Below are 19,413 nucleotides of genomic sequence, written 5' to 3' on the forward strand. Positions count from 1 at the left end.
CACGGTACCGGTGCGCCGGGAGCTTGGAAATGAGCAACACGATCTTTGTGCTGAACGGGCCGAATCTCAACCTTCTCGGCGAGCGCGAACCTGCGATTTACGGTACGACCACGCTTGCCGACATCTGCGACCGGTGCCATGCCAAGGCCGGCGCGCTCGGCTTTGCCGTGGATTTCCGGCAGACCAATTTCGAGGGCGAACTGGTGGAGTCTGTGCATCAGGCGCGCAAGCAAGCCTGCGGCATCATCATCAATCCCGCCGGATACACGTTCACGTCTGTCGCGCTCCTCGATGCGCTGAAGACATTCGATGGGCCGAAGATCGAACTCCACATCTCGAACGTGCATGCCCGCGAGAGCATCTATCACAATTCGCTGATCTCCCGCACCGCGACCGGCATCATGATCGGCTTCGGCGCCCGAGGTTACGAGTTGGCGATCGAAGCGATGGCGGGAATGGTGAAGGCATCGTGATCGTCAGGGAAGACCCATGAACTACACATTGGATTTCACCCCGGTTATCGAAGGTCTGCCCGATCTCCTGGCCGGCTGTCTCGGCACCTTCATGCTTGCCATCAGCGGCATGATCATGGCCATCGTTATCGGCATAGGCGGCGTCGCGCTTCGCCAGTCCCGTTTCAAGCCCGTCCGCTGGCTGGTGATCGCCTTCATCGAAATCATCCGCAACACGCCGTTCCTGGTGCAGATCTTCTTCATCTATTTCGCCCTGCCGCTGGCAGGCGTGAGGCTGGATCCGACGCCGACGGCAATCATCGCGCTCGGCATCAATGGCGGCGCCTACGCGATCGAGATCATTCGCGGCGGGGTGCAGTCAATCTCCAAGGGGCAGATGGAGGCAGGGCTGGCGCTCGGCCTGCATAAGGCGCAAGTCTTCCGCCTGATCATCCTCAAGCCGGCGCTTCGGGCAATCTTCCCGTCGCTGACCAGCCAGTTCGTGCTGCTGACGCTGTCGACCAGCATCGCCTCCGCGATCTCGGCCTACGAGCTGACCTCGGTCGCCCAGCGGATCGAGTCCGACAGTTTCCGCAGCTTCGAGGTCTACTTCACCGTGACGGCGTTCTACCTCGTCATTTCCTGGCTGATGATGCGTCTCTTCGCATTCATTTCGGCCCGCTATTTCAGCTATCCGGTCAAGTGAGGGGCGCTGCATGGGTCGCGATGAATTTTTCTTCCTGCTCCTCGGCCTGAAATGGACGGTCGCCCTGTCCGTCGTCGGGTTCGTCTGCGGCGGCATCTCCGGGCTCGGCATAGCGCTCGCACGGACTTCGGGCATCCGGTCGATCGAGCGGATCACCGCCGGCTATATCGCCGTCTTCCAGGGCACGCCGCTCTTGATGCAGCTCTTCGTCGTTTACTACGGCCTGGCCCTCATCGGCATCAGGCTCGACGCCTGGGCCGCCGTTTCCGTCGGGTTGACGCTGCATGCGAGCGCTTATCTCGGTGAGATCTGGCGCGGCTCGATCGATGCGGTTCCGCGTGGCCAGACGGAGGCGGCCAAGGCGCTTGCCCTCGGTTACGTCTCGCGGATGAAGGACGTCATCCTGCCGCAGGCATTGCGCATCTCGCTTCCGGCAACGATCGGCTTCCTCGTCCAGCTCATTAAGGGCACGTCGCTTGCGTCGATCGTCGGTTTCATGGAGCTGACCCGCGCCGGCAACATCGTTTCCAACCAGATCTTCCAGCCGCTGACGGTCTTCGGCGTGGTCGGCGTCCTGTACTTCCTGATGTGCTGCCCACTGACAATCTACGGCGCACATCTCGAGCGCAAGTTCGCGGCATCGGTGCGGTAGGCAACGGTCATGATGCGCAAGCCTTTCACAATTTCTGAAGACGGAGTTTATCGATGAACGACCGCTCGAATGCGGCGAATGCCGCTGAGATGATGATTACGATGACGGGCGTCGAGAAGTGGTATGGCGCCTTCCAGGCCCTTCATGACATCGACATGACGGTGCGCAAAGGCGAGAAGATCGTCCTCTGCGGTCCGTCCGGCAGCGGCAAGTCGACGCTGATCCGCTGCATCAATCACCTGGAACCTTACGAGAAAGGTGAAATCCGCGTCGGCGGTCTCCTTCTCGGGCATCAGTCGAAGACGATCGATGCGGTTCGCCGCGAAGTGGGCATGGTCTTCCAGCAGTTCAATCTCTTCCCGCACCTGACCGTGCTGCAGAACTGCATGCTGGCGCCGATGAAGGCGCTCGGTCTCGGCAAGGCGGAAGCCGAGGCGAGGGCCCGGCAACTGCTTGAGCGCGTCAAGATCGCCGAACAGGCGGAGAAATATCCTGCCCAGCTTTCCGGCGGTCAGCAGCAGCGTGTCGCGATCGCCCGGGCGCTCTGCATGCGGCCGAAGGTGATGCTTTTCGACGAGCCGACATCGGCGCTCGATCCAGAAATGGTCAAGGAGGTGCTCGACACGATGATCGACCTCGCCAGGGAAGGCATGACGATGATCTGCGTCACCCACGAAATGGGTTTTGCCCGCCAGGTCGCCGACCGCGTCATCTTCATGGCGAGCGGGGCGATCGTCGAGGAGGCCTCGCCGGGCGAGTTCTTTTCCAACCCGAAACACGAACGCACACGGAAGTTCCTGGGCGAAATCCTCGGCAGGCACTGATGCCTCCCGGCGTCGCGTCATGACGCGGCAGCCGTTACGAAAGTCGCCATCTGCCCGGTCGGCCGGGCGCCCGAAGCCGTCCAAGGTGGTCTCATGCCGCAGGCAAAGCAAAACTCAAAAGGTTCAAGCCGATGATCAGCGGCACGACGAAACTTATCGCCCATCTCGGCTATCCCACGCACTCGTTCAAGGCGCCGCTGATCTACAACCCTTATTTTGAAAAGCACCATATCGATGCGGTCGTGGTCCCGATGGGGTGCCGGGCGGAAGATTATCCGGAGTTCCTGAAGCTGGTCTTCAGGCTTTCCAATATCCATGGCGCGCTCGTGACCATGCCGCACAAGATCTCGACCATGGCTTTGCTTGAAGACGTCTCGAAGAATGCCCAAGTGGCCGGGGCCTGCAACGCGGTGCGACTCGGCGCGGACGGCAGGCTGATCGGCGATATGTTCGATGGCGAAGGCTTCGTGCGCGGCGTGCTGCGTCGGGGCCGCCAGCTTCGCGGCAGCCGGGCGATGATGATCGGCGCGGGCGGCGTCGGCTCGGCGATCGCCGCCTCGCTCGCCCAGTCGGGTATTGCCGAACTCGCCCTCTATGACGCGCATGCGCCGATGATGAACGGCTTGGCAGAGCGGCTCCGGCTCCACTATCCGGCCCTGAATGTGACGACCGGTTCGGCCGACCCCGCCGGCTTCGATATCGTCGTCAATGCGACGCCGCTTGGAATGAACGACACCGACCCCCTGCCGTTGGATGTGTCCCGCATCTCGCCCTCCGCATTCGTGGGCGAGGTGGTGCTGAAGCAGGAGATAACGCCATTCCTCGCCGCGGTGCGGGCGCGCGGCTGCGAATTCCAGGTGGGGATCGACATGCTGTTCGAGCAGATCCCCGCCTATCTCGAGTTTTTCGGCTTTCCCACAACCACCGCAGAAGAACTTCGGGCGATCGCCAGGGTGTGAGGCGGTCTGTCCTTGAGCAAGGAGTGATTTCGTGTCCCAGAAAATTGTATTGATGGGAGCAGGACTGATAGGGAGGGAACATGCCGCGCTGCTGCGCGCCAATCCCCGGGTTGAACTGGTCGGCATCGCTGACGTCTCCGAGGCGGCGCAAGCCGTCGCCGACGAATTCGGCGTGCGATTTTTCACCGACATGCGTGAGATGCTCGACCAGATGCGCCCGGACGGCGCCATTATCGCCCTGCCGAATGCCCTGCATGTGGAAGCGGCGCTCGCCTGCGTTGAGCGCATGGTTCCCTGCCTTGTTGAAAAACCGATCGCCGACTCGCTCGACGCGGCGATGCGGCTTGTGGCAGCGGTGGAGGAAGCAGGCGTACCGGTGTTGATCGGCCATCAGCGGCGCTACAGCCCCGATATCGCCAAAGCCCGTCAGGTCGTTCGCGACGGCACGCTCGGCCGGCTGGTTGCGATCAACGCCATGTGGATGACGGACAAGCCGGCTGCCTATTTCGACGCGGCATGGCGCCGCCTGCCGGGCGGCGGTCCGCTGCTCATCAACCTTATCCACGACATCGATTGCCTTCGCTTCATTTGCGGCGATATCGACGAGGTCATGGCCTTCACATCCAACGCCGTTCGATCATTCGAGGTCGAGGATACGGCGAGCGTCAGCGTCCGTTTCACAGGCGGCGCCCTGGGGACGCTTCTGATGAGCGACGCGGCGGTATCGCCTTTCAATTGGGACACTGCCGCAGGACAGGCGCTTTATTTCCCGCACCAGCCGGAAAACTCCTATCATCTGGCGGGCACAAAAGCGGCATTGTCGGTTCCGTGCATGGATCTCTGGCGACACGAGACGGAAGCCGGTCATTGGCAGCATCCCCTTGTGCGCCAGCACATTACGCTCGATGGCAGCCGCGCTTATGAAAATCAGCTCAACCATTTCGTCGATGTCATCGAAGGCAAGGCCAAACCGCTCATTTCCGCCCGCGACGGCGCGATGACCCTCGCCACGGTGCTGGCAATCGCCCGGGCCGGCAGGGAAGGCCGCACCGTCGCCGTTTCGGAAATGCTGACCTGACCTCGCGTTTAAACCGTCTCCACTCCTTCGGGAGGCTCGGGCGACGATGTCGGCTGGCGCTCTGACAAGTTGCTCGGTGCATGGTTGTCCCGAGCTTGTCGCGCAAAGACGCACTCAGTAATCCATGCCGCCGCCGGGAGGCATTGCCGGAGCAGCCTCCTTCCTGGGTTTCTCGGCGATCATCGCTTCCGTCGTGACGAGGAGACCGGCGATGGAAGAGGCATCCTGGAGCGCGGTGCGAACGACCTTGGCCGGATCGATGACGCCCTGGGCATAGAGGTCGCCATATTCGCCCGTCTGGGCGTTCCAGCCATAGGAGAACTCGCTCTTTTCGCGCAGTTTGCCGACGATGACCGAGCCTTCCGCTCCGGCGTTTTCGGCGATCTGGCGCGCCGGCGCCTCGAGTGCGCGGCGGACGATGTCGATGCCGACACGCTGCTCGTCATTGGCGGTCTTGATGCTGTCGAGCGCCTTGACGGACCGCAGCAGCGCCACGCCACCGCCCGGCAGGATGCCTTCCTCCACCGCCGCGCGGGTTGCATGAAGCGCGTCGTCGACGCGGTCCTTCTTTTCCTTCACTTCGACTTCCGTCGAGCCGCCGACGCGGATGACGGCAACGCCGCCGGCGAGCTTGGCAAGACGCTCCTGCAGCTTCTCGCGGTCGTAGTCGGAGGTGGTGTCTTCGATCTGCGCCTTGATCTGGGCGATGCGGCCCGAGATGTCGGACTTGGCGCCCGAACCGTCGACGATCGTGGTATTTTCCTTTTCGATCGACACCTTCTTCGCACGGCCGAGCATGTCGAGCGTGACCGATTCGAGCTTGATGCCGAGGTCATCGGAGATGACGGTGCCGGCGGTGAGAACGGCGATATCTTCGAGCATGGCCTTGCGGCGGTCGCCGAAGCCGGGAGCCTTGACGGCGGCGATCTTCAGGCCGGCGCGCAGCTTGTTGACGACGAGCGTTGCAAGAGCTTCGCCTTCGACGTCTTCAGCGATGATCAGGAGCGGCTTGCCGGTCTGGACGACGGCTTCGAGAACCGGGAGCATCGACTGCAGGTTCGAGAGCTTCTTCTCGTGAAGCAGGATATAGGGTTCCTCGAATTCGGCCCGCATCTTGTCGGCATTGGTGACGAAATAGGGGCTGAGGTAGCCGCGGTCGAACTGCATGCCTTCGACGACTTCGAGTTCGGTTTCGGCGGTCTTGGCTTCTTCGACGGTGATGACACCGTCATTGCCGACCCTTTCCATGGCTTCCGCCAGGAAGCGACCGATTTCGGCATCGCCGTTGGCCGAGATCGTTCCGACCTGGGCGATTTCAGAATTGTTGGAGATTTTGCGGGCATTGATCTTCAGTTCGCCGACGATGGCGCTGACGGCGAGATCGATGCCGCGCTTCAGGTCCATCGGGTTCATGCCCGCGGCAACCGCCTTGGCGCCTTCGCGAACGATTGCCTGGGCGAGAACCGTTGCGGTCGTGGTGCCGTCACCGGCAATGTCGCTGGTCTTCGAAGCGACTTCGCGGACCATCTGGGCACCCATGTTTTCGAACTTGTCTTCGAGTTCGATTTCCTTGGCGACGGAGACGCCGTCCTTGGTGACGCGCGGGGCGCCGAAGGACTTGTCGATGACGACGTTACGGCCCTTCGGGCCGAGCGTTACCTTGACCGCATCGGCAAGAATATCGACGCCGCGCAGCAACTTGTCGCGGGCTTCGACGCTGAATTTGACTTCTTTAGCAGCCATGTCCTCACTCCTTCATCGGCCGAAGCGGTTTTCCCGGAATTGCGTAAAACGAAAAGTCGGAGCGGTTCTGCGTTTCCAAGAAAGGCCGAACCTGCAGTACCCCGCGCCGGCGGATGCGAAGCCGCGAGCGCCTTGTGCAAATGATCTGGTTTGGCGGGTTTCGATTTCAAGAGGTTAGATGAAGAATTGGCACTCGCTGTCGTCGACTGCCAACGTGCGGCGGGAACGGAATATCGGCTCCGGCGTTGGGCAATAACGGCGATAGTCGCCGTGCTCGGATTTCGAAGGCGCGTTCAAGCCGCCTCAAAGCTTGAATTCGGATTTCGGCATTCCCAGCTCTTGGGTGATCGAGGCTTGATGAGCTCGATTGTATCCCACGTCTTCAGGAGTGGCTGAAATGGAAGAGATGACCAACATAATCAAAGACCTGAGCATCGAGGAACGCGAGGAAATCTTCGTCGATATTGCCCGTACGCTGGAAGACACAGCGCGTGAGGCGCTGGTCGAGGGCAACAGGCAGTTCGCGGCCCTTTCCACCAACATGGCCGAAGCAATCCGCGTCAACGCCGACGAACTCGCCCGTGATGATCCCGAGAATGCCGAGCGGGTATTGCAGGAGGCAACGGCGATGATCTTGCAGTTCGAGGCCGTCCACCCCTATCGCATGGTGAGCATGGCCGTTCACTGATGCCGGCCGGGCCGTCCCGCATCAAATGAATCCTCACTTCTATCCTCTCCCGCCGGAACTCTAGGGGGCCCGCAAGGGTTATTGGATCACGACAGCGAAAGCTGATCGATGACGCCTGCCGCTGCCCGGATACATGCTTCAGCGGGGCGGCAAGCACCTTCAAGGGAAGGAGGACCATGTCATGATTTCCATATCTACCGTGCCGCCCGAGAACGGCACCGACGATGCTCGCTGCGCTGATACGCAAGAGGCAGAGAACGACCGCAAAAGAGCATTGGAAACTGCCCAGCGCAACGCGAGAGAGGCGACGGCTCGCGGCAGCGACACCGAAACCCAGAGCCTGCGGCTTGCCAGGGAATATCTGCGCCTTGGCGGCCATCGCCTGTCAAAGATCGACGACAACATCATCACCGTTCGCCATTGGGATAAGGATCCGCCGGAGGCCGAGCGCTTCTGGCAGGAGCGGGTGGAAACGCTTTCGAGCGATGAGCGCCGGCAGGTGGAGCATTTTCTTCCCACCATCAACACGCCCTGAAAGCTTTGATGCCTGCCGAAGCTGCAGCGAGACGGCGGTCTCACGTCCTCGATCGGCTGTCTCGAATTGGAGGAGATCATGGCCATAGACAAACACGAACAGATACGTCGGCGCGCTTACGAAATCTGGGAGGCCGAGGGCCGGCCCGAGGGTGCGGATCTGCGCCATTGGCTGCAGGCCTGCGACGAACTGGCCGGCGAGGACGAGAATAAGACGCTGCAGGACATGATCGACCAGGATGACCGGGACGATGCGGCTCTGCTTCAGGGGGCCGGCGAGAGCGGTGATTTCGATCCGCCTCGAACCACGCCCGGCCGAACCGTCGAAGCGACCGTGCCCAAGATTGAGATCGCGACCGGCGAAGCCAAGACCAGGAAGATCGAAGGACCGTGATCGTCATGCAGCACCTCGACCATGCCGTTCAGATCGCTCACGACGCGCATGAGGGGCAGATGGACAAGACCGGCGGCCCGTTCTTTGCGCATTGCCAGCGGGTCGCAGCTCTCGTTTCCGGCGACGAGGAGCGAACGATCGCCTATCTCCACGACGTCGTCGAGAAAGGCAGCGGCCGGACGCACGACAGGCTGAGGGAATAGGGCTTTAGCGCCTCCTCCATGGTTTCGCGCATGCGGAAATGGGCGCCCTCGTCCGAAAGCTGAGCGCCGCCGACCTTCCACAGGCGCGCTTCCGCCAAGCCCTCCGCACGTGTTAAGGGGGATGGATGAGACTGCTTGTGGTGAAGGACAACAAGGATCTGGCGGCTTGGCTGGGCAAAGCCCTGCGGCAGGCGCAATATACTATCGATATCGCCTATGATGGCGAGGATGCGGAGCATATGCTCAAGGTGGCGGAGTATTCGGCGATGATCCTCGATCTTGCGCTGCCCAAGCTCGACGGATTGACGCTTTTGAAGCGACTGAGGCGGTCCGGGAGCAAGCTGCCGGTCATCATTCTGACCGCGAATGCGAGCCTGGACGGCCGTGTGGCCGGGCTCGACGGCGGCGCCGACGATTATCTCGCCAAGCCTTTCGAAATCGCCGAACTCGAAGCCAGAATCCGCGCTGTGGTCCGTCGCGGGCAGGACCGGGCATCCTCAGAGATCACTGTCGGCAACTTGCGCTTTTCCGGCGGCACACGGCAGTTCTTCGTCGAGGGCGAGCCGCTGCAGCTGACGCCGCGGGAATATGCCGTTCTCGAACAGCTTGTCATGAAGCTCGGCACCACGGTCTCGAAGGCTGCCCTTTCCGATAGCGTCTTCGGTTTCGACGACGAGGCGGATCCGAGCGCCATTGAAATCTATGTGCACCGGCTTAGAAAGAAGCTCGAGAACAGTTCGGTTCAGATCGCCACGCTGCGCGGGCTCGGCTATCTCCTCAGATATGTCCAGTAACGTCGTCACAAAGGCCGGAGCTACGATCGCGCGGCTCAGCCAGAGCCTGAGGGTGCAACTGCTTTGCTGGGTGCTGCTGACGCTCTTCGGCGCGATCGGCTTCAACCTCTACGACAGCTTTTGGACGGCTGATGCGACGGCAAAGCTGGTTACGGATCGAACGCTTCTGGCCTCGGCCCGGGTGATCGCCGAGGCGGTCCGCGTCGACGAAGGCGGCAATGTTCTGGTGGATGTGCCGCCGGCCGCGCTCGAAATGTTCGATACGGGCTTCGGCGACCGCGTATCCTACCAGGTCATCACCGCCTGGGGCAGCCTGGTGAGCGGCTTTCCCGACCTGCCGTTGCCGGTCGTCCAGCGCGCCGGCGAGGATCGCACCTTCCATGGCGCTGCCGTGCGCGTCATGATGCTCGACCATCCCGTCGTTGGCCTTCCCGACGACGGCGCGATCTCAGTGACCGTCGCCGTCACGCATAAGAGCCAATATGCGATGCGAAGGCAGTTGTGGCTTTCGGATTTTTCGAAGCAGTTCGTGCTCGTCTTCGTCGCCAGCCTGGTGACCATCCTCGGGCTTCAGCGGGGCCTGGCGCCGGCGCTCAGACTGCGGGACGCCGTGCGCCAGCGCGGCCGCAGCCGTCTCGATCCACTGTCGCCTGATATGGTGCAGAGCGAGCTGCGCCCGCTCGTCCATGCGCTGAACGACCATATGGAGCGCGTGCAGAACCAGATGGCCGCGCAGCGACGCTTCGTATCGAATGCCGCCCATCAACTGCGAACGCCGCTCGCACTGATTTCGACGCAGGCAAGTGTCGCGGCCCGCGAAGGCGATGCGGCCCGCCGCGACGAGGCGCTTGCCGCGCTTCGCACCAGCACGCGGCAGATTTCGCGGCTCGCCAGCCAGCTTCTCACCTTGTCGCGGGCCGAGCCCGGAAGCCGGCGCCCGCGCAGTGATGAGACCGATCTCAGCAGGGCAGCCCGAGAGATCCTCGAAGTGCACGCCGAGGAGGCGCTCAGGCGCAACATCGACGTCGGACTGGAAACGGACGGCCCCGTCATACTCGAGGGCGACGGCACGATGCTGCGCGAAATGCTGGTTAACCTCATCGACAACGCGATCCGCTACAGCAGTGCCGATGGGCGGGTGACCGTTGCGGTCGGGCAGGCGGACGGCAACGCCGTCGTCACCGTCGAGGACAACGGGCCGGGTATTCCTGCAGGCGAGCGCGAACAGGTTTTCGAACGGTTCTACCGGATCATGGGAACCGAAAGCGAGGGCAGCGGCCTCGGGCTTGCGATCGTCCGCGAGGTCGTCGAAGGTGCCGGAGGTTCGGTCTCGCTGGGCGATGCGAATGGAGGTGGTCTCATCGTGACGGTGCGGCTTCCGCTTGCTTAAATCGCAGACGCATCAAATGAATAAAAGCCGGGCAGGACGCCCGGCCTTCGCTTCGATCTGCCTTGGGAGGTCGATCTTGATTACTGCGTATCGATATGCTGCTGCGGGCGCCACTTCGCCAGGCGGTTCTCGATCAGCGTCATGATGTATTCGGCAACAAGCGTGACGACCATGACGAGCAGGATTGCCGCGAACATGCCGGCTGCGTCGAACGTGCCCTTGGCGATCGAGATCAACTGACCAATGCCGAAGCGGGCACCGACGAACTCGCCGACGATCGCGCCGATGATCGCAAAGCCGAAGGAGACGTGCAGGCTGGCGAAAATCCAGCTCATCGCCGAGGGAATGACGACCGTGCGGGTCACCTGCCAGTCGGAGGCGCCGAGGATGCGGGCATTGGCGATCATGTTGCGGTCGGCTTCGCGCACACCCTGGAAGGCGTTGGCGAAGACGACGAAGAACACCATGATGAAGGCTAGCGCCACCTTGGACGGCAGGCCGAGGCCCATGATCATGATGAAGATCGGTGCAAGGACCACGCGGGGGATCGAGTTGATCGCCTTGATGTAGACGGAGAAGATATCAGACAGGAAGCGGTTGCGGCCGAGGCCGATGCCGATGAAGACGCCGGTGATCGAGCCCGCGAAGAAGCCGATCAGCGCCTCCTCCATCGTCACCCACAGATTGTACCAGAGCGAGCCTTCGGTGGTGCCCTCGGTCGCCCATTCGTAGAGGCGCTGAAGCACGGCGCTCGGGCTCGAATAGAAGAACGGGTCGATCCACTGCATGTTGGAGGAGAGCTCCCACATGCCGATCACGAAGACCAGGATGGCGATCTGCCAGAAGCGCACCAGCGTGTTGCGCCGGCGTATCGCCTTCATCGCGGAGGCTTCGATCTCGGCATCTGACGTGCCCGGACGGAACAGGGTGGCCGAACCGGCCTCGAAAGTCGTGTGTGCCATGATATCCTCCCGTCAGGCCGCTTCGCTTGCGCGGCGGTAGCTGGTCTCAACCTCCTCGCGCAGGTCTTCCCAGATCGTCTTGCAATAATCGATGAAATTCTGCTCGTAGCGGATTTCCGAGACGATGCGGGGGCGGGGAAGATCGATCGGGTAGACCGATTTCACCGTAGCGGGACCGGCGGTGAGCACATAGACCTTGTCGGCAAGCGCCACGGCCTCTTCGAGATCGTGGGTGACGAACACGACCGAGGCCTTGCGCTCGGCCCACAGCTTCAGGAGCTCTTCGTGCATGACCGTACGGGTCTGCACGTCGAGCGCCGAGAACGGCTCGTCCATCAGCAGGATTTCAGGCTCGTTGATGAAGGTCTGCGCCAGCGAGACGCGCTTGCGCATGCCGCCGGAGAGCTGATGGGGATAGTGGTGCAGAAACTTCGACAGGCCGACGCGCGCCAGCCAGTCGCGGGCGCTCTTTTCCGCCTCGGCGCGGGGCGTGCCGCGGAACAGCGGGCCGGCCATGACGTTGTCGATCACGTTCTTCCAGGGAAAGAGCGCATCGGTCTGGAACACGAAGCCGACGCGCGGGTCGATGCCGGTGATCGGCCCGCCCATCAGCCGGACTTCGCCGGCGCTCGGACGGGCAAGGCCGGTCACGAGGTTGAGTGTGGTCGACTTGCCGCATCCGGTAGGGCCGACGACGGCGACGAACTCGCCGCGGGCGACCGTCATGTTGAAATCGCGCAGCGCCGTCAAGGACTTGCCGGTTGGCGAAACGAAGCGCCGGCTGACGTTGATCAGCTCGATCGCTGGGATCTGTTTGTTGTCCTGTTGCATGGTGATACCTGAGGCGTGCTTCAAGGGCGCGCACGCAAAGCCCATGATCGAACGGACGCCGCTCCCGGTCGCAACCCGAAGCGGCGCGACGGACTACTTGACGTTCTTGACGAATTCCGTCGTGTAGGTCTTGGAAAGGTCGATCTGCTTGCCCTTGACGTTCTTGGAGAACTCGGACAGCACGGCCAGAACCGTCTTCGGGCCGTCTTCGGGCATTACGCCATCTGGTGTGAACATGCCCTTACCTTCTTCAAGCGCCTTGATGTATCCATCCTTGTCGCCGACGTAGAAATCCTTCGGCATCTTGTCGGCGATCTCCGCGCCCGAATGCGTGTTGATGTATTTCAGCGTCTTGACGAAGGCATTGGCGAGCTTCTGCGCCTCTTCCTTGTGCGCATCGACCCAGGATGTTTCCATGTAGAGCGAGGCCGCTGGATAGGTGCCGCCGAGCGCCTTGCGGGTCGCCTCGACCGTGCGCATGTCGACGAGAACGCTTGCTTCGCCTGTTTTGATCAGGCGTGAGATCGTCGGCTCTGTCGTCATGCCGGCCTGGATCTGATCCTGCTGCATGGCGGCGATGAAAGTGCCGCCAGCACCGACAGGAATGGTGACGACGTCGCCGGGCTGCAGGCCGGCCTTCGAGGCCATGAACAGCGTCAGGAAGTTGGTGGACGAGCCGAGGCCGGTGACGCCGAGGTTCTTGCCCTTGAAATCGGCCGGCGACTTGATCTCAGGATGTTTGCTCGAGACCATCTCGACCTCGCCCGGCGCCTGGCTGAACTGGACGACGGATTCGACGAACTTGCCCTTGGCCTGCAGGTCCACGCAGTGGTCGTAGAAGCCGACGACACCCTGGACGGCGCCTGCCAGCAACTGGTTTTCGGCGTCGACGCCGGCCGCTTCGTTCAGGAGCTCGACGTCGAGGCCTTCGTCCTTGAAGTAGCCGAGGGATTCGGCGAGCTTGGCGGGCAGATAGATCTGCTTCTCATAGCCGCCGACCATGATAGTGATCTTGTCGGCTGCGCTGGCGGCACTCGCCGTGAATGATGCTGCAGCGAGAAGCGCGGAAAAAGCGATGGTGTGAAAATGGCTGTGTGAAGAACGCATGGAAATCTCCTCCTTGTGTTTGCGAGCATCGTCGTCTCGTCACCTTTGACCGTGTCTCCTCCACGATGCTGCCCTTGTCCTATGACGTCGAAGCTTTCAACTAGCTTTCAGCTGCTCGAGCAGCCGCGCCCCGGCGAGCGGCTTGAGGAGTTCGACCTCGGGAGGTTCGCCTCATTCTCGTCGGTCGTTATGAAATGTGCTATGAAATCCGGCAATCGACGATATCTATGGCGGCTTTGGCAGACACGTGATCAGTAGAAGCCGTCACAGCCGCCTGGTCGATTCTCCGCGCACGAATCTCGGCGTCAGGATGATGTCCTGCGGCGGCTCGGCGGCGGCCTCGGGGCTTGCGATCCTGGCAAGCAGGCGTTGTGCGGCCAGTTCGCCGAGCTTCTGCGCATCCTGCACGACCATGGTGATGCGGGGCGTGATGACGTTGCTCCAGGGCACGTCGTCGACCATGGCCAGCGACACGTCGTCGGGACAGCGGAAGCCCATTTCCTGCATCACCTGCAGGGTCGCCAGTCCCGTCATGTTGTTGGCGCCGATGATGGCGGTCGGGCGGTCGCGGCGGGTTAGCAGCCGCATCGCCTGTGCGTGGCCGCCGGCCCTGGTATAGCCGCCCTCGACCACCAGCGAAGGATCGACTTCGACCCCGGCGCCGGCCATTGTGTTCAAGAATCCCGTCAGACGCTCGTTGGCGGTATAGAGGCTACTCGGGCCGGAGATCAAGGCGATGCGCCGGTGGCCGAGCTGCAGCAGGTGCTCCGTCAGAATGGTCGTCGTCAGCGGATTGTCGGAGCCGACGAAATCACGCCCCGCACCCTCCACCTTCTGGTCGAACATCACGATCGGCGTCCTGAAGTCTCGCAGGAAGGCTGCGTATTCCTCGCCGTGCCCGTTTGCCGCCAGCGCGATGCCGGCGATCTTCTGTGCCTCCAGCCGTTCCAGCAGTGCGCGCTCGAGATCGGCCCTGCCGGAGGAATCCGCGATCAGGACGAAATAGCCGTTGTCGAGCCCCTGGCGCTCGATCTCCCGGCGGATGTCGCCGAAGAACATGTTGCCGAGATTGGCCGCAACGAAACCGATCAGCGAGCTTCGCCCGCGCGCCAGCGTCTGGGCCACCGGATCGATGCGGTAGCCCGTCGATTTTATCGCCTGCTGGATGCGGTCGAGCGTCTCGGCGCCGACCCGCTGCGGGCTGTTTAGCGCCAGCGAGACGGTGGAGATCGAAACCCCCGCCAGGCGCGCGACGTCGCGTATGGTCGTCATGTCTATCGAACCGGTTCTAAAGCTTTCTTTTGTCAGATTTTATGCGCCGTTGCAACATATCTGGCCAAATTACCCATTCTTCTGGGGTTTCCAATAAAGTTTTCCGGTTTGAGGATTTCGGCTTGACAGGCGACGGATCAAGGAAGATGTTTTCTTACCGAACCGGTTCGACATGACGTAGAGCCGGAAAACAGGGAGGAGAAACCTGTGACGAGTTCGGAGCGCCAACTTGAAAATTCGGTGCCGGGAGCGGGAAAGCACGCCTGGTTCAGCCATGACCGCCTCGGCATGTTCATCCACTGGGGCCTCTATGCCCTGGGCGCCCGGCATGAGTGGTTGAAGAACCGCGAAGAGCTGACCGACGAGCATTATCAGCGCTATTTCGACAATTTCGATCCCGATCTCTACGATCCCAAGGAGTGGGCGCGCCGTGCGCGTCTCGCCGGCATGAAATATGTCGTGGTGACCACCAAGCATCACGAGGGTTTCTGCCTCTGGGACAGCAAGCTCACCGATTACAAGGCGCCGAACACGCCCTGCGGCAAGGACCTTCTGACGCCGCTGGTTGAGGCCTTCCGCGCCGAGGGATTGAAGATCGGCTTCTACTATTCGCTGCTCGACTGGCACCATCCGGATTTCCCGATCGACCTGCACCATCCCTTGCGCAACCATCCCGAGGCCAAGGCGCTGAATGCCAACCGCAACGTCGCCAATTACGCGGCCTATATGCGCGGACAGGTGCGCGAGCTTCTGACCGGCTTCGGCCGCGTCGACATAATCTGGTTCGATTTCAGCTATCCCGGGCCCGCGCGCGAATATCGCGGCTTGCCCGGCAAGGGACGCGATGACTGGCAGAGCGAGCGGCTGGTCGAGCTGGCGCGCGAGCTGCAGCCCGAAATCATCATCAACAACCGGCTCGATCTGCCGCCGGGAACCTTGCCCGATATCACCACGCCGGAGCAATATACGCCGCGCGTGGCGCCTGCCATCGCCAGCCAGGGCGTGCTCTGGGAAGCCTGCCATACATTCAGCGGCTCCTGGGGTTATCACCGGGACGAGGATAGCTGGAAGAGCCCGGAACAGATCATCCAGCTGCTGATCGATTCCGTTGCGCTCGGCGGCAACCTGCTGATGAATGTCGGCCCGACCGGGCGGGGCAGGTTCGATGCCCGCGCCATCGACGCGCTCGAAGTCTACCAGAACTGGATGGCCGTCAACGCCCGCGCCATCTATGGAGCCGGCCCGTCCAAACTTCCGGCGCCGGCCGGCTGCCGCTACACGCAGCGCGGCAACCGCCTCTACCTGCATGTCTATAACTGGCCTTACCGCCACATCCACATCGAGGGCATCGCCGACAGGGTCGCCTATGTGCAGTTCCTGCATGACGCCAGCGAGATCCACTGGGTCACCCACACGAGGGATGTTGATCCCAATGTCGGCGTGATGGTGCCGGAAGGCATCGTCATGCTGGAACTGCCGGTTCGGCGGCCTGATGTCACCGTGCCGGTGATCGAGATCGTCCTCAAGGCGTAGTCGATCCCACTTGCGTGTCCATTGCGTTCATGGAGGGAGGAGAAACCCATGAAGGTGTTGAAGAAGACGCTTATGCTTGCCGCGATTGGCGGTAGCCTTTTTGCCACAGCCGCATCGGCCGAACAGGTCAACCTGACCTGGCAGATGTGGACCGGTTCCGATGCCGATACCAAGAGCTGGCAGCACCTCGCCGATATGGTGACCGCCAAATATCCCGATATCAAGGTGACGCTGACGACGACCGGCTGGGTCGACTACTGGACGCGGCTGCCGGTGCTGGCGGCATCGGGTCAGCTCGCCGACATCGTTTCCATGCAGTCGCTGCGCATGCCGAACTTCTATTCGCTGCTTGAGCCGCTGAATGACCGCATCGCGACCGACAAGTTCGACGTCGGCGCCTTCACGCCGTCGATCATCGGCGGCATGTCGGTCGACAAGCAGCTCTACGGACTGCCTTATGACGTCGGTCCGTGGGTCATCTACTATAACCAGGACGCGCTCGAAGCCGCCGGTATTCCGCTGCCGAAGCCGGGCTGGACGCTTGCCGAGTTTACCGATGCCGCCAAGAAGCTGACCAAGGACGGCAAATACGGCTTCGGCATCACCCCGCAGAACTACTCGGTCCTGGCCTCGGCCTGGGGCGACAAATATATAAACGACGCTGGGGTGCTCGACCTTACCAATCCCAGCGCCGTTGCCGCTGCCGACAAGGTGATCAGCTTCGCCGCCAAGGACAAGATCGCGCCGCTGGTGCCCTCCAGTGCGGATGCCGGCAACGTCATCCAGGGCCGGTTCTATTCGGGCAATATCGCCATGTATGTCGACGGTCCGTGGTCGATCATCGGTATGAAGGACAAGGTCAAGTTCAAAGTCGGTTCCACCACCCTGCCGCGCGGAGAGGGAGAGCTTACGGCCGTTACTGCAGGCTCAGGCTTCGGCATCTCCACGGCGAGCAAGAACAAGGATGCGGCCTGGAAGGCGATCCAGGTTCTGACCAGCCCGGAAGCGCTGGCTTACCTTGCCGAGGGAGGGCGTGCGCTGCCGGCGCGCACCGCCTCGCAATCCTCCTGGTACAAGGTGGCGGCCAAGGACATCACCAATGGCGGCGAGGCCATCGACTATTCCCTGGCGCATTCCGTGCCCTACGTGATCACCAATAACTGGGCGGCGGTGGAAAATCTCTTCAACCAGTATTTCCCGCCCGCCTTCGCCGGCAGCGCCGACGCCAAGCAGACGATGGACGCCATCCAGAGCCTCGCGCAGCAATAGGCGCCGTGCGTCTCGGGACGCGCTGTCGCTTTGAATCCGCGCATGATCCCTGCGAAATCGATTGCCGTTGGGGGTCATGCGCCAGCTCTCGCTCTGGCAGGAATTGCCGCGCACGGAGGAAGATATGTCGGAAAGCGCCGTCGCCGAACTTCCCTTGCAGCCCGTTCAGTCACGGCGCTTCCTGAAGCCGGAGACGCAGACGGCGATGGTGTTCCTGCTGCCAAGCTTCCTCGGCTTCATGATCTTCATAGCCCTGCCGATCGTGGCGTCGCTGGCTCTGAGTTTTACCAGTTGGCAGCTGATCTCGACGCCGACCTTCGTCGGCTTTCAGAATTACATCAAGCTCTTCACCGTCGATCCGGCCTTCTACACCATATTGAACAACACGCTGTTCTTCGCCGTCGAATATCTGGCGCTGAACGTCATCGTCTCGCTGACGCTCGCCGTCTGGATATCGAGCCTGAAACACGGCAAGGCGATCTTCCGGGTGATCTTCTTCCTGCCGACGTTTACCCCGACGATCGCCGCCTCCGTGGTGTGGCTGTTGATCTTCACGCCGGACGGACTGGCCGACAGCATCATCCGTTCGCTTGGTCTCGGCCTGCCGAATTTCCTGCTGAGCTCGAGCTGGGCCATGCAGGCGGTCGTGCTCGTTACGCTCTGGGCCAATGTCGGCTACAATGTCGTGATGTTCAATGCAGCACTCGATCTGGTGCCGAAGCAGTATCTCGAAGCGGCGATGATCGACGGCGCCGGTCCCTGGCGGCGCTTCTGGCGCATCCGGCTGCCGCTCATCTCGCCCACGGTCTTCTTCGCCACCGTCATGACGGCCATCACCTCGCTGCAGGTCTTCGACGAGATCTTTGCGATGACGCGCGGCGGCCCGGGCTCGGCGACGGCGACACTCGGCTTCGCCATCTACCAGAAGGGCTTCGCCAATTTCCAGATGGGTTATGCCTCCGCTCTCGCCTGGGTGATGTTCATCATGATCATGGCGCTCACCATCCTGCAGTTCCGCATGCAGCGCAAATGGGTGCATTATGACGAATAGCCCGACCTTACGGCATCCGCATTCCGTTACGGCGAACCGGCATCGCCTGTTGCGGCGCATCGGCACGTTCGCCAGCTACGCCGGACTTTCTCTGGTCGCGCTGCTTTTTCTCTTTCCGTTCTTCTGGATGGTGTCGAACGCGGTGCGCTCCAACGAAGAGGTGATGGCCGTGCCGGTCCGCATCCTTCCCGAAGTGTATCAGTGGGGCAACTTCGTCGAGGCCTTGGTTTCGCTGCCCTTCGGGATCTTCCTGCTGAATTCGGTCATCGTCGCCTGCGGCGTCACCGCGATCGTGATCGTGGTGTCCTGCCTTTCCGCCTACGCTTTCGCCAGGCTGAAATTCCCCTGCCGGGAAGGGATGCTGCTCACCTATCTCAGCACGCTGATGATCCCGCAGGTCATGCTGGTCATCCCGCTCTTCCTCGTCGTCAGCAAGCTCGGCTGGATCAACACCTATCACGGCATGATCCTGCCGGTCGCTTTCTCTTCCTTCGGTACCTTCCTGCTGCGCCAGTTCATTCTCGGCATTCCGAAGGACCTCGACGAGGCGGCGATGATGGACGGGGCTTCGCGCCTGCGTATTCTCGTCACCGTCATCGTTCCGCTCGCCATGCCGGCGATCGGCCTGCTCGCGCTCTTCACCTTCATCGCGCAGTGGAAGAGCTTCCTCTGGCCGCTGATCGCCACCAGTGGCATCGAAAAAGCCACGCTGCCGCTCGGCCTCACCCTGTTCCAGACACAGCAGGGCACCGCGTGGAACTACATCATGGCCGGTGCGACCATCTCGATGGTGCCGGGCGTCATCCTGGCGATCGTGCTGCAGAGAGTGATCTACAAGGGCATCAGCGTCAGCTCCGGTTTTGGCGGGCGCTGATCTTTCAAAAAAACCAAAGACTTGATGCGATCCCATCAAGTCTGGCTTGATCCTTTTCCAACCCGGCTGTCGCCCTGCGGATCATTTCCGATCCGTT

General features: G+C 61.8%; 20 protein-coding genes and 2 pseudogenes. 17 read left to right on the plus strand and 5 right to left on the minus strand.

From position 1 onward, the window contains the following. The first annotated feature begins 29 nt into the window (after positions 1 to 29). The 6 genes from EFQ99_RS28320 (at position 30) to EFQ99_RS28345 (ending at position 4,671) form a co-directional block, all read left to right on the plus strand. Positions 30 to 473 (plus strand): type II 3-dehydroquinate dehydratase, encoded by a 444-nt coding sequence (locus EFQ99_RS28320; RefSeq protein WP_126924474.1) that lies wholly within the window; start codon positions 30 to 32, stop codon positions 471 to 473. 16 nt (positions 474 to 489) lie between these two features. Next, a complete protein-coding gene (locus EFQ99_RS28325; RefSeq protein ID WP_126924475.1) occupies positions 490 to 1,158 on the plus strand; it encodes an amino acid ABC transporter permease in 669 nt (222 codons plus the stop codon). A gap of 10 nt (positions 1,159 to 1,168) precedes the next feature. After that, entirely contained in the window at positions 1,169 to 1,810 is a 642-nt protein-coding gene (locus tag EFQ99_RS28330; RefSeq protein ID WP_126924476.1) for an amino acid ABC transporter permease, read from the plus strand. 92 nt (positions 1,811 to 1,902) lie between these two features. Then, on the plus strand, positions 1,903 to 2,634 hold the full coding sequence (locus tag EFQ99_RS28335; protein WP_126924614.1) for an amino acid ABC transporter ATP-binding protein: 732 nt from the start codon (positions 1,903 to 1,905) through the stop codon (positions 2,632 to 2,634). Positions 2,635 to 2,765: 131 nt separating this feature from the next. Next, positions 2,766 to 3,593, plus strand: coding sequence for a shikimate dehydrogenase family protein (locus EFQ99_RS28340; RefSeq protein WP_126924477.1), 828 nt, complete (start codon positions 2,766 to 2,768; stop codon positions 3,591 to 3,593). Positions 3,594 to 3,624: 31 nt separating this feature from the next. Next, positions 3,625 to 4,671: a Gfo/Idh/MocA family protein gene (locus tag EFQ99_RS28345; protein WP_208722825.1), complete on the plus strand. Its 1,047-nt coding sequence runs from the start codon at positions 3,625 to 3,627 to the stop codon at positions 4,669 to 4,671. A 114-nt stretch (positions 4,672 to 4,785) separates the two neighbouring features. Here the strand turns inward: EFQ99_RS28345 and groL are convergent, their stop codons facing one another. After that, entirely contained in the window at positions 4,786 to 6,414 is a 1,629-nt protein-coding gene (groL, locus tag EFQ99_RS28350; RefSeq protein ID WP_126924478.1) for a chaperonin GroEL, read from the minus strand. A 397-nt stretch (positions 6,415 to 6,811) separates the two neighbouring features. Here groL and EFQ99_RS28355 point away from each other — a divergent pair, with 397 nt between their 5' ends. The 6 genes and pseudogenes from EFQ99_RS28355 (at position 6,812) to EFQ99_RS28380 (ending at position 10,417) form a co-directional block, all read left to right on the plus strand. After that, a complete protein-coding gene (locus tag EFQ99_RS28355) occupies positions 6,812 to 7,102 on the plus strand; it encodes a hypothetical protein (RefSeq protein ID WP_126924479.1) in 291 nt (96 codons plus the stop codon). Positions 7,103 to 7,283: 181 nt separating this feature from the next. Further along, positions 7,284 to 7,637, plus strand: a complete 354-nt coding sequence (locus EFQ99_RS28360; RefSeq protein ID WP_126924480.1) for a hypothetical protein — start codon at positions 7,284 to 7,286, stop codon at positions 7,635 to 7,637. A gap of 78 nt (positions 7,638 to 7,715) precedes the next feature. Further along, positions 7,716 to 8,030, plus strand: a complete 315-nt coding sequence (locus tag EFQ99_RS28365) for a DUF2934 domain-containing protein (RefSeq protein WP_126924481.1) — start codon at positions 7,716 to 7,718, stop codon at positions 8,028 to 8,030. A 5-nt stretch (positions 8,031 to 8,035) separates the two neighbouring features. Next, positions 8,036 to 8,230: pseudogene (locus EFQ99_RS28370) on the plus strand (HD domain-containing protein); the annotation flags it as partial. Positions 8,231 to 8,358: 128 nt separating this feature from the next. Continuing rightward, positions 8,359 to 9,027, plus strand: a complete 669-nt coding sequence (locus EFQ99_RS28375) for a response regulator (RefSeq protein ID WP_126924482.1) — start codon at positions 8,359 to 8,361, stop codon at positions 9,025 to 9,027. Beyond that, positions 9,017 to 10,417: a sensor histidine kinase gene (locus EFQ99_RS28380; protein ID WP_126924483.1), complete on the plus strand. Its 1,401-nt coding sequence runs from the start codon at positions 9,017 to 9,019 to the stop codon at positions 10,415 to 10,417. The genes EFQ99_RS28375 and EFQ99_RS28380 overlap by 11 nt, the downstream gene beginning before the upstream one ends. 80 nt (positions 10,418 to 10,497) lie before the next feature. Here EFQ99_RS28380 and EFQ99_RS28385 read toward each other — a convergent pair whose 3' ends face one another. The 3 genes from EFQ99_RS28385 to EFQ99_RS28395 all read right to left on the minus strand — a co-directional run bounded on the left by EFQ99_RS28385 (position 10,498) and on the right by EFQ99_RS28395 (position 13,317). After that, entirely contained in the window at positions 10,498 to 11,379 is an 882-nt protein-coding gene (locus EFQ99_RS28385; protein WP_126924484.1) for an ABC transporter permease, read from the minus strand. Between the two features lie 12 nt (positions 11,380 to 11,391). Further along, positions 11,392 to 12,210 carry an ABC transporter ATP-binding protein gene (locus EFQ99_RS28390; protein WP_126924485.1) on the minus strand — a complete coding sequence of 273 codons (819 nt, stop codon included), beginning with the start codon at positions 12,208 to 12,210 and terminating at the stop codon, positions 11,392 to 11,394. Positions 12,211 to 12,303: 93 nt separating this feature from the next. Next, a complete protein-coding gene (locus EFQ99_RS28395; protein WP_126924486.1) occupies positions 12,304 to 13,317 on the minus strand; it encodes an ABC transporter substrate-binding protein in 1,014 nt (337 codons plus the stop codon). 108 nt (positions 13,318 to 13,425) lie between these two features. Between EFQ99_RS28395 and EFQ99_RS35675 the strand changes: the two are divergent. Beyond that, positions 13,426 to 13,575, plus strand: a pseudogene (locus EFQ99_RS35675) (type II toxin-antitoxin system RelE/ParE family toxin); the annotation flags it as partial. Between the two features lie 6 nt (positions 13,576 to 13,581). Here the strand turns inward: EFQ99_RS35675 and EFQ99_RS28405 are convergent. After that, positions 13,582 to 14,589 (minus strand): LacI family DNA-binding transcriptional regulator, encoded by a 1,008-nt coding sequence (locus tag EFQ99_RS28405; protein WP_126924487.1) that lies wholly within the window; start codon positions 14,587 to 14,589, stop codon positions 13,582 to 13,584. A 207-nt stretch (positions 14,590 to 14,796) separates the two neighbouring features. On the opposite strand from EFQ99_RS28405, the gene EFQ99_RS28410 reads away from it, so the two are divergent. From EFQ99_RS28410 to EFQ99_RS28425, 4 genes are all read left to right on the plus strand, one after another. Beyond that, entirely contained in the window at positions 14,797 to 16,122 is a 1,326-nt protein-coding gene (locus EFQ99_RS28410) for an alpha-L-fucosidase (protein WP_126924488.1), read from the plus strand. A gap of 48 nt (positions 16,123 to 16,170) precedes the next feature. Then, complete coding sequence (locus tag EFQ99_RS28415; protein ID WP_126924489.1) at positions 16,171 to 17,391, plus strand: ABC transporter substrate-binding protein; 1,221 nt, start codon at positions 16,171 to 16,173, stop codon at positions 17,389 to 17,391. A gap of 76 nt (positions 17,392 to 17,467) precedes the next feature. After that, positions 17,468 to 18,442, plus strand: coding sequence for a carbohydrate ABC transporter permease (locus tag EFQ99_RS28420; protein WP_208722826.1), 975 nt, complete (start codon positions 17,468 to 17,470; stop codon positions 18,440 to 18,442). Further along, positions 18,432 to 19,316, plus strand: coding sequence for a carbohydrate ABC transporter permease (locus tag EFQ99_RS28425; protein WP_126924490.1), 885 nt, complete (start codon positions 18,432 to 18,434; stop codon positions 19,314 to 19,316). The genes EFQ99_RS28420 and EFQ99_RS28425 overlap by 11 nt, the downstream gene beginning before the upstream one ends. Positions 19,317 to 19,413 lie beyond the last annotated feature (97 nt).

It is taken from the genome of Rhizobium vallis (assembly GCF_003985155.1).
GTDB classification, from domain to species: domain Bacteria; phylum Pseudomonadota; class Alphaproteobacteria; order Rhizobiales; family Rhizobiaceae; genus Rhizobium; species Rhizobium vallis.